General features: G+C 40.5%; 16 protein-coding genes. 6 read left to right on the plus strand and 10 right to left on the minus strand.

Annotated elements, in window-relative coordinates; all coding sequences use genetic code 11:
- Positions 1 to 35: 35 nt before the first annotated feature.
- Positions 36 to 1406 carry a histidine--tRNA ligase gene (gene hisS, locus FHG64_RS02305; RefSeq protein WP_139067871.1) on the minus strand — a complete coding sequence of 457 codons (1371 nt, stop codon included), beginning with the start codon at positions 1404 to 1406 and terminating at the stop codon, positions 36 to 38.
- Positions 1407 to 1579: 173 nt separating this feature from the next.
- Between hisS and FHG64_RS02310 the strand changes: the two genes are divergently transcribed.
- Positions 1580 to 2821 carry an ABC transporter permease gene (locus tag FHG64_RS02310; protein WP_139064897.1) on the plus strand — a complete coding sequence of 414 codons (1242 nt, stop codon included), beginning with the start codon at positions 1580 to 1582 and terminating at the stop codon, positions 2819 to 2821.
- A 3-nt stretch (positions 2822 to 2824) separates the two neighbouring features.
- Here the strand turns inward: FHG64_RS02310 and FHG64_RS02315 are convergent, their stop codons facing one another.
- The 4 genes from FHG64_RS02315 to rpsF all read right to left on the minus strand — a co-directional run bounded on the left by FHG64_RS02315 (position 2825) and on the right by rpsF (position 4496).
- Positions 2825 to 3301, minus strand: a complete 477-nt coding sequence (locus FHG64_RS02315; protein WP_139064898.1) for a DUF6495 family protein — start codon at positions 3299 to 3301, stop codon at positions 2825 to 2827.
- A 94-nt stretch (positions 3302 to 3395) separates the two neighbouring features.
- Positions 3396 to 3845, minus strand: coding sequence for a 50S ribosomal protein L9 (gene rplI, locus FHG64_RS02320; RefSeq protein ID WP_139064899.1), 450 nt, complete (start codon positions 3843 to 3845; stop codon positions 3396 to 3398).
- A gap of 13 nt (positions 3846 to 3858) precedes the next feature.
- Positions 3859 to 4155, minus strand: a complete 297-nt coding sequence (rpsR, locus tag FHG64_RS02325; protein ID WP_029036469.1) for a 30S ribosomal protein S18 — start codon at positions 4153 to 4155, stop codon at positions 3859 to 3861.
- A 2-nt stretch (positions 4156 to 4157) separates the two neighbouring features.
- A complete protein-coding gene (rpsF, locus tag FHG64_RS02330; protein ID WP_139064900.1) occupies positions 4158 to 4496 on the minus strand; it encodes a 30S ribosomal protein S6 in 339 nt (112 codons plus the stop codon).
- Between the two features lie 161 nt (positions 4497 to 4657).
- On the opposite strand from rpsF, the gene FHG64_RS02335 reads away from it, so the two are divergent.
- Positions 4658 to 5368: a LytR/AlgR family response regulator transcription factor gene (locus FHG64_RS02335; RefSeq protein WP_139064901.1), complete on the plus strand. Its 711-nt coding sequence runs from the start codon at positions 4658 to 4660 to the stop codon at positions 5366 to 5368.
- A 54-nt stretch (positions 5369 to 5422) separates the two neighbouring features.
- Here FHG64_RS02335 and priA read toward each other — a convergent pair whose 3' ends face one another.
- The 5 genes from priA to nadC form a co-directional block, all read right to left on the minus strand.
- A complete protein-coding gene (gene priA, locus FHG64_RS02340) occupies positions 5423 to 7876 on the minus strand; it encodes a replication restart helicase PriA (protein WP_139064902.1) in 2454 nt (817 codons plus the stop codon).
- Positions 7877 to 7972: 96 nt separating this feature from the next.
- Complete coding sequence (locus FHG64_RS02345; protein ID WP_139064903.1) at positions 7973 to 8404, minus strand: DUF2147 domain-containing protein; 432 nt, start codon at positions 8402 to 8404, stop codon at positions 7973 to 7975.
- 48 nt (positions 8405 to 8452) lie between these two features.
- Entirely contained in the window at positions 8453 to 9016 is a 564-nt protein-coding gene (locus FHG64_RS02350; RefSeq protein ID WP_139064904.1) for a chalcone isomerase family protein, read from the minus strand.
- Between the two features lie 25 nt (positions 9017 to 9041).
- On the minus strand, positions 9042 to 9965 hold the full coding sequence (locus FHG64_RS02355) for a YihY/virulence factor BrkB family protein (protein ID WP_139064905.1): 924 nt from the start codon (positions 9963 to 9965) through the stop codon (positions 9042 to 9044).
- A gap of 3 nt (positions 9966 to 9968) precedes the next feature.
- A complete protein-coding gene (gene nadC / locus FHG64_RS02360) occupies positions 9969 to 10826 on the minus strand; it encodes a carboxylating nicotinate-nucleotide diphosphorylase (RefSeq protein ID WP_139064906.1) in 858 nt (285 codons plus the stop codon).
- Between the two features lie 41 nt (positions 10827 to 10867).
- Between nadC and rlmH the strand changes: the two genes are divergently transcribed.
- The 4 genes from rlmH to FHG64_RS02380 all read left to right on the plus strand — a co-directional run bounded on the left by rlmH (position 10868) and on the right by FHG64_RS02380 (position 14635).
- Positions 10868 to 11341, plus strand: coding sequence for a 23S rRNA (pseudouridine(1915)-N(3))-methyltransferase RlmH (rlmH, locus tag FHG64_RS02365; RefSeq protein WP_139064907.1), 474 nt, complete (start codon positions 10868 to 10870; stop codon positions 11339 to 11341).
- Between the two features lie 11 nt (positions 11342 to 11352).
- Complete coding sequence (locus FHG64_RS02370; RefSeq protein WP_139064908.1) at positions 11353 to 11925, plus strand: non-canonical purine NTP diphosphatase; 573 nt, start codon at positions 11353 to 11355, stop codon at positions 11923 to 11925.
- Positions 11926 to 12001: 76 nt separating this feature from the next.
- Positions 12002 to 13807 (plus strand): DEAD/DEAH box helicase, encoded by a 1806-nt coding sequence (locus tag FHG64_RS02375; RefSeq protein ID WP_139064909.1) that lies wholly within the window; start codon positions 12002 to 12004, stop codon positions 13805 to 13807.
- Positions 13808 to 13876: 69 nt separating this feature from the next.
- Positions 13877 to 14635: a carboxypeptidase-like regulatory domain-containing protein gene (locus tag FHG64_RS02380; protein WP_139064910.1), complete on the plus strand. Its 759-nt coding sequence runs from the start codon at positions 13877 to 13879 to the stop codon at positions 14633 to 14635.
- Position 14636: the final 1 nt, after the last annotated feature.

Here is a 14636-nt window from a genome sequence, read left to right on the forward strand (position 1 = left end):
TATAACAAAAAAACCGGGAGAAATCCCGGTTTTTTTTATGATATCCTGGAGATAAGTTCCTCTAAATTGATCTTCTCCTGTTCTCCTGTGTTCATATTCTTAAGGCCGTATTTTTGAGCCTCCATTTCCTCGGCACCTGCCAGCACAACAAATGGAATTTGCCTTTTATTGGCATAATTCATTTGTTTTTTCATTTTGGCGGGATCGGGATAGAGCTCAGCAACTATTCCCTCCTTGCGTAAGGCATTCACAGCTCTTAGGGCATACAGCCCTTCCTTCTCTCCAAAATTAATGAACATGATTTTGGTAGACACAGTTACAGTTTCAGGAAAGAGATTGAGCTCCTCAAGCACCAGGTAGATCCTATCCAGGCCAAATGAGATCCCAACCCCACTCATATTTTTTAATCCAAAGATGCCGGTAAGATCATCATAGCGGCCACCGCCTCCAATGGATCCCATTTTGACCCTTGCAGGTGCACCCACTTCAAAGATCGCCCCTGTGTAATAATTGAGTCCACGGGCAAGGGTAACATCAAGTTCCAGTCTTGCAGTCTCCAGTCCTAACTCCTTCACGGCATTTTCTACAAATTCCAGCTCTTCAATTCCCTTTTTTCCAGTTTCTGAATTCTTTAGGATATCCTTGAGAATATCCATCTTATCCTGAAAAGTTCCCGTTAAACCAAAGACCGGTTCTATTTTCGTCAAAGCTTCAGCTGAAATTCCTTTCTCGAGCATTTCCTTCTGCACTCCATCTTTTCCAATCTTGTCAAGCTTGTCCAGGGCTACGGTAAAATCTATGAGCTTATCCTGCTCCCCAATCACTTCAGCAAAACCAGAAAGTATTTTCCTATTATTAATCTTAATTAAGGTTCCTTCTAAGTGCAGGGCACTAAACACAGCATCGTACAACTGCACAAATTCTACCTCCTGCCAAAGGCTGTCACTCCCTACAACATCTGCATCACATTGATAGAATTCCCTAAAGCGACCTTTTTGGGGCCTGTCGGCCCGCCACACCGGCTGAATTTGATACCGTTTAAATGGAAATTCAAGTTCGCTTTGGTGCTGTACTACATATCTTGCAAAAGGCACCGTGAGATCATAGCGAAGAGCTTTTTCACTTATGGAGGAAGTTAATTTTGTACTATCCCTCTCGGTATATGCCTCCTCATTAGCTTTTTTTAAATAATCCCCGGAGTTGAGGATCTTAAAAATAAGCCTGTCGCCCTCTTCTCCATACTTACCCATAAGGGTATCAGAATTTTCAAAGCTGGGGGTTTCAATAGGCTGAAATCCAAAATTCTCAAATTTGGACCTTATAGTGTTTATAATATAATTGCGCTTTGCAACTTCAACCGGGGTAAAGTCCCTTGTTCCTTTTGGAATGGAAGGTTTTTGTGCCATGATGGATATGTGCTGTTTTCCTGTTCTCTCCCTGTAACCCTTAAGACCACAAAAAGCAGAACTTTTGAGCTGCAAATATCTTAATTTTTATACGAACCCAAACAATTTTCAGTTTTTAAGTAACATTAAGCCTCCTTGTTAGTCTAATCCTGTAGACCAGTTAAAAGAATTATATGTTTCCACTGCTTAAGGAAAATATTAGGATCGCTTTCGACTCTATTAAAAGTCAGTTACTCAGGACTATTCTCACAGTCCTAATTATAGCCATAGGAATTACTGCCCTGGTAGGGATTTTAAGTGCTGTTAGCGCCCTGGAGAACACTATAAGCAGTGATTTCGCATCCATGGGGGCAAATACCTTTAATCTACAGCGTTATTCCTTTACAGCCCAGGCACGCGGTGGCGGACAAAGGGAAAAGGTACACCCTGTGATCTCTTACCGCGAGGTAAGGAAATTCAAAGAGGTTTATGAATACCCCGGCACCCAAACTTCCATCTCTTTTACCGGGACCAGTGGTGCAGAGGTTAAATATGAAGATAAAAAAACAGATCCTGAGGTTTCCATTCTTGGTGTAAATGAACATTTCCTTTCAAATTCGGGCCTGGACCTCGAGGAAGGCCACGATTTCAGCTATTTCGATATCCAGAATAATAATAACGTAGCCATCCTGGGTGCCGATTTTGCTACAGGACTTTTTAAAGACATTTCTCCCATTGATAAAACTATTAGTATAAGGGGCGCAAAATTCAGGGTAATAGGAATCCTGGAATCCAAGGGATCCACATTTGGGAATAACCAGGACCTACGGGTATTGATTCCCGTAGAAATCGCCCGCTCCATTTTTACACAGCCAAATATTAATTATAATATTAGTGTGAAAGTAGATGACAAGGAAAAACTGGAAGGCGCACAAAGTGAAGCTGTTATTACCTTCAGAAATATTAGGGGTTTAAATCCTGTGGAGGAGGATAACTTTGGAATGGCACGTAGTGATGACCTTATAAACCAGATCTTTCAAATTACAGGTTATCTCAATGTGGCAGCCTGGATCATTTCCATCATTACTATTTTTGGCTCCTCAATTGCCCTTATGAATATCATGCTCGTATCTGTAGCAGAGCGTACCCGGGAAATTGGGATTAGGAAAGCCCTGGGCGCTAAAAGGGGTACTATTGCCACACAATTCTTCATGGAAACCCTTATCATAGGCCAAATTGGCGGCCTGTTTGGAATCCTGTTTGGAATACTTATAGGATATGCAGTGGCAACAGCGGCTAGTTTTGATTTTGTGACTCCCTGGAGGGCGATGTTATGGGCAACCGGGATTACCATCCTGGTGGCGATCCTGGCCGGCAGTTACCCTGCCAGCAAGGCAGCAAAACAAGACCCTGTGGAATCACTGCATTACGAATAGCTGTTAGCTTTCGTTTACAACAGTGTCAAAGTACCTATATAGATCACCTTTGGTGATCACGGCCCCTTGTTGAATAAGAGCAAAAATATCCTTATTCCTGTCCTCTTTAAGAACTTTGGAAGAAGTATAAAGATTTACACTATCATCCATTAAATTCTTTTGCAGCCACTGGTAACCTGCAGGGGTCCTAATATCAATATCATCCTTCTCGATCTTCACAGCTATCAAATTAATTTGAATAGAGGTGATATTGAACAGGAACATTTGATTTGCAGAAAAATGTTCAAGGTACTCTACTTTATCGAGTACGCCTTCCCATACCAGGTCACTAAATATATCCAGTTCTTCCTCTGCTACTTCAGGTTTATCCTTCTTAATAGACTCCCACTCTGCAGCAGTAATGGACTGGGTGGCCAGAAAGTTTATGAATTCCTGGTGTAGCTCTTCAAATTGTTCTTTTGTGAGGCGGGTATACTTCATCTTCAGTCTAAAATAAAATTTTTATAAAACTTCGCATTATTAAACAGAAAAGCCTACTCGCGGGGAGTAGGCCTTTAAGCTATTCTTATTTCAATTATGCCTCAGCAACAACATCAAAGTTGAAGGTAGATATTACTTCACGGTGAAAACGCAAAGTAGCTTCATATTGTCCTAAACGCTTAATGTTACCACCTGCAATAGTGATATATTTTTTGTCCAGCTCGATCCCTTCTTTAGCCAAAGCCTCAGCAAGGTCTGCATCTGTAATAGATCCAAACATTTTATCACCGGCACCTGCTTTTGCAGTAAGCTTAAGTTCAAGTCCATTTAATTTGGCAGCTTGCTTCTTAGCTTCTTCGATATTCTTTTGCTCTTTGAAGGCACGTTGCTTCATAGTTTCAGCCAATACTTTCTTTGCAGAAGGTGTAGCCAAAGTTGCAAATCCCTGTGGAATTAGGAAGTTTCTTGCATAACCGTTCTTCACAGTTACCAAATCGTCTTTAAACCCTAAATTCTCTACGTCTTTTTTAAGTATCAATTCCATAATTGCCTCCTAATTATTTTAATAAATCGCCAACATACGGCATTAATGCTAAATGACGTGCACGCTTTACAGCCACAGCCACTTTACGCTGATATTTTAAAGAAGTACCTGTTAGACGACGGGGTAATAATTTCCCTTGTTCGTTTACAAAGCTCATTAAAAAGTCCGGATCCTTATAATCGATATACTTGATACCAGATCTTTTGAATCTACAATACTTTTTAGCTTTGTTGGTTTCTATGTTAAGCGGAGTAAGATACCTAATCTCTCCGTCTTTTTTACCTTTTGCTTGTTGTTCAATAGATGACATAACTACGCTTTTTCTTTGTTTCTGTTTCTTCTCTTTTCTGCCCAGGCAGCTGCATGCTTGTCAAGCTTTACAGTAAGATAACGCATCATGCGCTCATCTCTTCTAAATTCAACCTCAAGAGGATTTATAGCCTCTCCCGGAGCTTTGAATTCAAATAAGTGATAGAAACCACTCTTTTTGTGTTGGATTGGGTAAGCAAGTTTTTTAAGCCCCCAATTCTCTTTGGATATCATCTCGGCACCGTTAGAAACAAGAAAATCTTCGTATTTCTTAACTGTTTCCTTTATCTGGTCATCAGATAAAACGGGATTCAAGATGAAAACAGTTTCATAATGATTCATAAAATATGATTTAAATTAAATTGGCTGCAAAAGTAACATGTTTTTTTATAACCGCAAAGCCTTTCTCACACGGCAAAGTACATTTTTAATCGATGAAATTCATATTTATCTTGTATTAATAAAATTTAATGTTTAATATTGTTTAGACTTAACCTTTTACCGTGGAAGAAACTTTACTTAAATGTGCTGTAGTTGATGATTCAAGTTTACAACGCCTGTCGATTGTTAAGCTCATCAAAGACCATCCAAATTTAAAGCTGGTAGCCGAGTACAACAACGCCATTGAGACCAAAAATGGCCTGCTGGATACAGAGGTTGATCTTATTTTTCTTGATATAGAAATGCCTATCCTTACCGGGTTTGAACTGCTGGATGACCTGCCAAATAAACCACAGATCATCTTTGTTACCGGGAAGACCAAATACGCGTTTAAGGCCTTTGATTATGATGCTGTAGATTATATACATAAACCTGTAAGCAAAGAAAGGTTCAATAATGCAGTGAGTAAGGCAATTAACCTTCACAACTTAAAAACCCATGGAACTCCCCTGGAAGATGAAAATTTCATTTTCGTAAAGAGCAACCTGAAGAACCGAAAGGTATTTTTAAACAAACTAAAATATATAGAAGCTCTGGGTGACTATGTGAAATTTGTGACAGAGAAGGATACCTTTGTAGTTCTTGCTACTATGAAATCCTTTGAAGAACAATTACCCCGGGACCAGTTCCTGCGCATCCATAAATCATATATAGTAAACCTTGAGAAGGTGGAGCGCTATAACAGTAAGAATATTGAAATAGACAAACAGCAAATCCCATTGAGCAGGCATAAGAAATCAAATCTTATAGACGCTCTTAGTGCAATGCAATAGTAACTCTATAATATTCAAAAATATATCCTGACCTTCGGATCAGGATTTTTTATTTTAATAAGGGTCTACATTGATGATCACCCGCACACTTCTCCAGGCACCTATAGCCTTAAAACTACCCATGATCTTCTCTATATAAGCTTTGGTTTTACCTAAAGATTGCTTTGGGGGGATCTTGAGCAGTATGTTCTTATAATATTCATTTCTTATCCTTGCAACCGGTGGAAATTCAGGGCCCAGAACATGCTCCCTGAAAACGTTCTGCAAAGACCTCGCAAGCCAGTCTGCCGCTTCGTTTGTCTTACTATAGTCCCTGCTTTTAAGAGTAAACCTTATAAGTTTATAATATGGCGGGTATTGGTACTGGTACCTGTCCTCCAGTTGCTCTTTGTACATTCCCTTATAATCATTAACCGATACCTGTTTGACAATTTGATGGTGCGGATTGTAGGTTTGTATCAAAACCTTACCACGATCTTTGGTCCTGCCCGCTCTTCCTGCCACCTGCAGCATCAACTGGAAACTGCGCTCATGAGCCCTGAAATCTGGAAAATTTAGCAGGGTATCTGCATTCATAATTCCAACGAGCCTCACTTTCCTAAAGTCCAGTCCTTTACTAAGCATTTGGGTTCCTACCAGGATATCTATCTCCTCCTGCTCAAAGGAGGTAATGATCTTTTGATGCCCATGCTTCCCCCGGGTAGTATCCTGGTCCATTCTTCCAATGCGTGCCTCAGGCAGTAGTGCCTTAAGTTCAGTTTCAATTTGCTCTGTTCCAAATCCTTTTGTAGTTAATTCGGGGCTGTCACAGGCCATACATTTCTTCTGCATTGCAATGTGATATCCACAGTAATGGCATCGTAACTGGTTACTATTGCTATGGTAGGTCAAACTTACATCACAATTGGGACACTGCGGGGAATGACCGCAGGTGGTACATTCCAGGATAGGAGAATAGCCGCGCCTGTTTTGAAAAAGGATCACCTGCTCCTCTTCAGCGAGGGCAAGCTTGATCTCTTCCAGCAGGCGGTCAGAAAAATGACCGGTCATTCTTTTCTTGCGGTATTTTTCCTTAATATCTACTATTTCAATCTCGGGCAACAACACTTCCCCGTAACGCCTGTCCAGGTTTACCAACCGGTATTTATCATGTGAAGCATTATAATAGGATTCGATAGATGGGGTAGCACTACCCAAAATGAGATTGGCCCCATGCATATTTGCCAGGACAACAGCTGCATCCCTGGCATTATACCTTGGAGCGGGATCAAATTGCTTAAACGTGGTTTCATGTTCCTCGTCAACAACTATTAATCCCAGATCATTGAAAGGCAGGAACAAAGAGGACCTTGCACCCAATATCACCTGTGCTTTCTCACTGGCTTTAAGTACGTGCTCATAAATCTCCATGCGCTCATTCACTGAATATTTGCTGTGATATACCAGCACCTTTTCTCCAAAAAAGGCTTGCAACCGGGCTACCAGTTGTGCAGTTAAGGCAATTTCCGGTAACAGGTATAATACCTGCTTTCCATTTGCAATGGCAGCTTCAATAAGCCTGATGTACACCTCTGTCTTTCCAGAAGAAGTGATGCCGTGCAGCAAACATACTTCCTTCTCATTAAAGTGTTTTTTGATCTCACTTAAGGCCTTTTGCTGCCATTCATTAAGCTCCAAAACGGTAGTGGATTTATTTATTTCAAAACTCACCCTGTCCTCCTGAAGCTTAAAATCGATTAGAACCTTTTTATCAATGAGGGTTTTCACTACTGCTGCTGAACTGCCACTGGCCTTAACAAGGTTCTTGAGCTTTATTGGTTTTTTAGAACCGGCCTGCAACTGGAATAAAGTAAGGATCACCTCCCGCTGTTTAGGGGCTCTTCCTAAATCATCAAGAAGTACGTGCATCGCAGCCTCTGAAGCATGTTCCTTATTGAGTTTTACATATTTTATAAGCTTTGGCTTATACTGCTCATAGATCTCCTGGTTGACCACGACGATGCCCCTGGTAACCATTTTGTTGATAACGGGTAAGACTGTTTTTTTATCGAGCAGCTGGATGATCTCTTTTATCTTTAATGAAGATTGTCTTTGCAAAGCTTCATATAAGAGGTATTCATCATCTCCCAGCTCATCCTCATTCACCTCCTTCGTATTGCCAAGCTGGACAAGAGTCTCACTTTCCAGCAAGAATCCGCCGGGCAATGCCGCTCTAAGCACTTCGCCTTCACTGCACATATAGTATTTGGCTAACCAGTTCCAAAACTTCAGCTGGCCCGGTGTTACCACAGGAGCGTTATCCAGGATCTGTTCTATAGGTTTAGCATCGTATAACTGTGGTGGGGTGTTATGAACTTCAGCAACAATACCGGTATATATTTTAGATTTTCCAAACGGCACTGCCACTCTCATCCCCGGCTGAATAAAGCTGGCCTCCTCCCTGCTAATTTCATAGGTGAAGCGCTTTTCAAGTGGTAATGGCAGGATAACATTTAAAAAAAAACTCATAGAAGGTTTATGGGATCACAAATTTAAACTTCTTTTGATACCAAATAAAAAACCACTCTTTAAAAAAGAATGGTTTTTAAAAGTATGGAAAAATCTTTATTCCAGGCGATGCCAGGTCTTGGTCTTATAAAAGAAGGCTATATACCCCCTCACTTTTAACAGGTCTGGATTAGTCTCGTCAACCCATATTTTGCATTTGTATTCCTTACCGGTCTCGGGATCTACTATTACTCCCCCGGAGTATTCGTTTCCGTTTTTTTCAAGGCCGGTCATCAATTCAAGGCCTTCCAAAGGCTTGTCTTTCAAGTGACCTTCACAATTGGAACATGTGCGATCCCGGTCCTCCTTTTTAAGGATCCTAACCACTTTCCCATGCACCCGGCCATCTTCCTCGTATATTTCTATAATTGAATTAGGCTTACCGGTTTCTTCATTAATGGTTTCCCATTTCCCGAATACGCTTTGCCCGTTCATGTGAGTTACCACAAATAACAAAGCCAGCAAACATATGTTTTTGATCTTCTTCATCTCAATATTTAATTAAAAATTAAATTATCCCTTACATTAAGACCAAAACTATTTTTTTCCAAGCATGCCCTCTTTTAGTTTTTTATCTGCCGGGTTGTTAGATAACCATATCCCAAAAAGAGCTTTCTTAAACTCCATCCCTTTTATAGTACCTCTTTCATTTCCGTTCTTGTAAACAATCACACCTTTTGAAGGAAGATATACAATATCAAAAACATCATCCTTGGTTATTTCATCCCTAAAAAAGCTTATAAATTTATCTATTTCAGGCTTTATAGGAGTGATATTACCATTGGTAGAATTTTCAAAACCTTCATTCACCGCATCTATCATTTTATCACTGGATATAAGTTTTGACACTATATGTAATTTAATGGCCATGGGCTCATTGGCATTTAAAATGGTATTGGCATTGGAAGATTTGTTATTAAGATACAGTGCTCCCGCATACATATCCATCCAAAATTTTTCCCTTACCCCTACCCCGTTAAGAACGAGTTTTTCACCTTCAAAACTTACAGTGTTAGGGATCGTGGCTCCACCAGCTTTTGTTTGTGCAGGGGCAACAGCTATAAAAGCCATGGCAAAAAATAAGATAAACGCTTTTTTCATTGTGTTTTAGTTTATAATAATTAATCTATTTAAAATTCTTTCTCATTTTTAAAAGTGAGGCGTTGAGTTCAAAGCCAAGCAGCAATATATTAGAATTTAACCAAATATATACCATAAGGACTAATAGTGCCCCAATGGACCCATATAATTCGTTATACGAGGAAAAATTCTCAATATAAAGTCCAAATAAAAATGTTGTAACCATTATAAGGACGGTGGTAAATAATGCACCCGGAGAGAAGAAACTCGTTTGCCTTCCTTCTTTGGTGCCAAAGTAATAAAGAGTTGCAACCGCCATATAAATTAATATTACCAATACGGTATAAATCAAAAATTGAGAGGTGATGGTCTTTTCAAACAGCACCCCCAGTTCACTTAGATCATCTACCGCATAGGTAAGATAAACCCAGATTATCACAGTAATGAGCAACAACAATGCCATTATAATTGAGACACCCACTGCTATAATATACTGCCGTACAATAGAACGGTTCTTATGGGTATGGTATGAGAATTCAAAGCCTGTAAAGATCGCATTAACCCCGTTGGTCATTAAAAAAATTGAAAGTATAAACGCAAACGACAGCAACCCACCGCGAGGGTTGTTGGCTATATCCAGAAAAATGTCCTCAAAAGTTTCTGAAGTCGTAGGTGGTAAAAGCGAATCCATGAAGATTAGGAACTCGATCTGGAAATCATCAATTATGGTTATATAGGGAATGAGGTTAAGAATGAACAGCAGGAATGGGAAGATGGCCATAAAGAAACTGAAAGCAATAGCACTGGCCCTGGTAGAGAAGGTTCCTTCTATGATCCCACCGGAGTAGATCACCCAAAGGTCATAAAGGCTCAAGCCATCCATACCCGGGAGGATTACCTTACGGGCCCTTCTTTCCAGGGAGGAAGTGAACCTTTCCAGCAAGGTGGTGGCCTTTTTCTTTACGCGCATCTATTACACGGCTTTTAAACTAAGGTCCATATTATATACAGAATGGGTAAGTGCCCCGCTGGATACATAATCTACACCGCAGTCTGCATATTTCCTCACCGTTTCCAGAGTGATACCTCCACTGGATTCTGTTTGACATTTATTATTTATAAGCTTCACTGCCTGCCTGGTCTCCTCAAAATCAAAATTATCAATAAGTATCCTATGAATGCCCCCGCATTGCAGGATCTCTTCGATCTCCTCCATATCCCGGGCCTCTACAATGATCTTAAGGTCAAGATTGTTTCTATGTAAATAATCCTTTGTTTTCCTTATAGCCTCTGTGATTCCACCCGCAAAATCTATATGATTGTCCTTTAGCATCACCATATCAAATAATCCAAACCTGTGATTTTCACCACCACCTATGGTTACTGCCCATTTTTCCAGGGCCCGTATCCCCGGGGTGGTCTTTCTTGTATCAAGGATCTTTGTCTTTGTGCCCTCCAGCCTGCTGGCAAACTCGTATGTTTTAGTTGCAATAGCGCTCATACGCTGCATCCCATTAAGGACCAGCCTTTCAGCCTTCAGGATAGACCTGGAGGAACCTTCAACATAGAAACCAATATCACCTCTCTTTACGGCATCCCCGTCTTTAAGCACCTGTTCAACAACCAGGCTGCTATCCACGTAATCAAAGACCATTTTTGCAAATTCTACCCCCGCAAGCAAACCCTTATCTTTCACAAGTAATTTCGCCCTGCCTTTGGCATTTTCGGGAATGCAGGCCATAGAGCTATGATCCCCTTCCCCTACATCTTCCCTCACAGCGTTCTTAATAATTAAATCAATTTCCTTGTCAAATTGTGCCTTTGAGATCATTGCAATAGTTATTTTTGTAAATGTAGCAAAGTCTAAGGAAAATGACCATAAAATTACTGGGTATAGGCAAAACAGATGATCCTGCTCTTCAGGATCTAACGAATGTCTATATAAAACGTCTTCAGTTTTACACCAAATTTGAGCTGGAACTTATTCCAGATATAAAGAATGCAAAGAACCTGGATGAAAATCAGCAAAAACAAAAAGAGGGCGAATTGCTGCTTAGCCGTCTAACCGCTTCAGATTTTGTGGTTCTCCTTGATGAGAATGGCAAGCAATTTTCTTCAGTAGGATTTTCAGAATTCCTTCAAAAACGAATGAACAGTGGATTAAAGCAGCTTGTTTTCATAATTGGCGGGCCTTACGGGTTCTCAAGTGAGGTATACCAGCGTGCCGATTCCAAATTATCATTGTCAAAAATGACTTTTTCCCACCAAATGGTACGCCTATTCTTCGTGGAGCAACTATACCGTGGCTTTACCATTTTACGAAACGAACCCTACCACCATCGATAAAACCCCTCTAAATGAAACTTATTTTTGCAACACACAATAAAAACAAACTACAGGAAGTACAGGCTCTGATGCCCCAGAGTATAGAATTGCTCTCACTGGATGATATTGGCTGCTTTGAAGAGATCCCTGAAACGGCTGATACTATCGATGGGAATGCCATTCTAAAGGCAGATCATATTAAAGAGCATTACAGGCTGGATTGTTTTGCCGATGATACAGGCCTGGAAGTAGAAGCCCTTCACGGTGCACCGGGGGTTTACTCTGCCCGATACGCCGGTGAAGGCAAAAGCAATGAAGATAACGTTCAAAAACTGCTTGAAGAATTGAAAGATGAGGATAACAGGAGAGCACAATTTAAAACTGTCATAGCTCTTAACCTGCACGACCACCAGTTTTTATTCCAGGGGATTTGTACCGGCACTATCACCCGGGAAAAACGGGGCGATAAAGGTTTTGGTTATGACCCTGTCTTCCAGCCAGATGGAAGTAATAAGACATTTGCCCAAATGAGCATGGAGGAGAAAGCAATATTAAGCCATAGAGGAAAGGCACTAAGAGATCTTATAGAATATCTCTCTAAATAGCTCATTTTTATTCATTTAAAATTTCTGCAAATAGCTGTAAACTAATGCTTACCTTTGCAACTTATTAAAATTTTTTATGAGTAAATTTGAACAATTAGGGTTGAATCCTGCCATTCTTAAAGCTGTCGAAGATATGGGCTTTACGAGTCCAAGTGAGGTACAGGAGAAAGCAATCCCTATTTTATTGCAAGAAAACACCGATATGGTGGCACTTGCCCAAACCGGTACAGGGAAAACAGCTGCTTTTGGTTTCCCACTAATTCAAAAGATCAATGCAGATAAGAAGCATACGCAAGGATTAATCCTATCTCCCACAAGGGAATTGTGTTTACAAATTACCAATGAGCTTAAAAACTATTCCAAATATACGCCGGGATTAAATACCGTGGCTATATATGGTGGCGCAAGCATTACAGACCAGTCCAAACAAATCCAGAGAGGTGCTCAAATCATTGTGGCTACTCCGGGAAGGATGCAGGATATGATCAACCGCCGCCTGGTTGATATTTCAAAGATTGAATTTTGCATCCTTGATGAGGCCGATGAGATGCTGAACATGGGCTTCTTTGAAGATATCACTGCAATTTTATCGCATACACCAAAAGATAAGCATACGTGGTTATTTTCTGCCACAATGCCTAAAGAGGTTTCTACTATCGCAAAGAAATTTATGCGCACTCCTGTAGAGATCACTGTTGGTACCAAAAATCAGGGAACATCAAATGTATCCCATGAGTATTATGCTGTGAATTCAAGGGATAGATATTCTGCGCTTAAAAGGCTTGCAGATGCCAATCCTGATATATTTTCAGTGGTTTTTTGTAGAACTAAGCGTGATACTCAAAAAGTAGCAGAACAACTTATTGAGGATGGATATAATGCAGCAGCATTACACGGTGATCTTAGCCAGAACCAGCGGGACCTGGTAATGAAAAGCTTTAGAAGCCGCCAGATCCAGATGCTTGTGGCAACAGATGTTGCAGCAAGGGGAATTGACGTAGATGATATCACCCACGTAATTCATTATCAATTACCAGATGAACCCGAAGTTTATACCCACCGTAGCGGTAGGACCGGCCGTGCCGGAAAAAGCGGGGTTTCCATGGTGATCGTATCAAAAAGTGAGGTGAGGAAGATCAAAAGTATTGAACGCATCATAAAACAACCATTTGAGCATAAAGAAATTCCAGACGGAATGGAAATTTGCCGGGTACAGTTGTTCCACCTTGCAAACGATATTAAGAATACAGAGATCAATCACGATATAGACCCATACCTTCCAAGTATAGAAGAGGTTTTACAGGATTTCACCAAAGAAGAGCTTATAAAGAAAGTCTTTTCTGTTGAGTTTACCAGGTTCTTTAATTATTACAAGAATTCTTCTAATTTAAACGTGAATGCCTCTGCGGGGCGTGATGATCGTTCCTCTGGTGGTGACTCTACAAGGTACTTCATAAATGTGGGTGCAAAGGACGATTTTGACTGGATGACCTTAAAGGATTTCCTTAAGGCAACCCTGGACCTGGGTCGTGATGATGTATCAAGAGTGGATGTTAAGGATAGTTTTTCTTTCTTTAATACCAGCTCTGAATTTTCAGACAAGGTACTTTCAACTTTTGAGAACTTCCAGCATCATGGAAGACGTATAAGCGTTGAGATCTCCCAGGATGGCGGTGGCCGCTCTTCAGGAAGAAGCAAAAGCAGGAAACCCAGAGGTGAGTTTAAGCCACGTGAAGGTGCCGGTGCATCTGATGGTGGAGGAAGACGAAGAAGCGCCAAACCTAAAGAAGGTGGAGACAAATCTTCCTCCAAAGGAAAAGGCGGAAGCCGTAAAAAGAACATAGAAAGTTCTGTGAACAGAAGAAAATCAAGAAGATCATAAGAAAAATTATCATTGGGAGTATTTTGGTATAATATTTACTGTACTATTACTCCCAATGTATTCTACTATATGAGATTACTTTTTACCCTTACAGCCTCCTTAGCATTAAGTTTCTATGGTTTTGCCCAGGAACAGGATATTGTAACCGGAAAAGTCCTCAATGCAGCAAACGATCTCCCGCTGGAGAGCGTGCACATTGTGAACCTTAACCAGGTAAAAGGAACAACTTCCAGCGAGGACGGAGACTTTGAGCTACCCGCCACTGTAAATGATACTTTATATTTTTCATACCTGGGTTTCAGAACCATTAAAGTACGTGTAACAAACGACTGGTTAAAATATGGGGTTGTTAAGGTTAAGATGACAGAGTTGGGAATTGCTTTGGAAGAAGTGGTGGTAAAACCCATCCAGCTTACTGGATATTTAGAAATAGACGTCAAGAATATTCCTATATATGAGAATTACCGCTATAGCATTTCTGGTCTTGATGCTTCCTATGAAGGTGGAAATACTTCTCCTTCTGCAGCCACAAAATTAATCGGAGCGATCTTTAATCCCGCCGATGCACTTTATAATCAATTTGGTGCAAAGCCACGGCAAATGAAAAAGTTGCGGCAAATGAAGGATGATGATGAGATAAGGAATTTATTGAAGTCCAAGTATGACAGGCAAACCCTGGCAGCAGTACTTCAAATAACCAATGTCGAGATTGACGAGATCCTGGCGCGTTGCAATTACTCCAAGTCATTTATGAGAAGTGCCAACGACCTCCAGATACTGGATGCACTAAGTGGGTGCTATGAAGAATTCCGGGTATTAAAAAGATAAA

Source organism: Antarcticibacterium flavum (genome assembly GCF_006159205.1).
Taxonomy (GTDB): domain Bacteria; phylum Bacteroidota; class Bacteroidia; order Flavobacteriales; family Flavobacteriaceae; genus Gillisia; species Gillisia flava.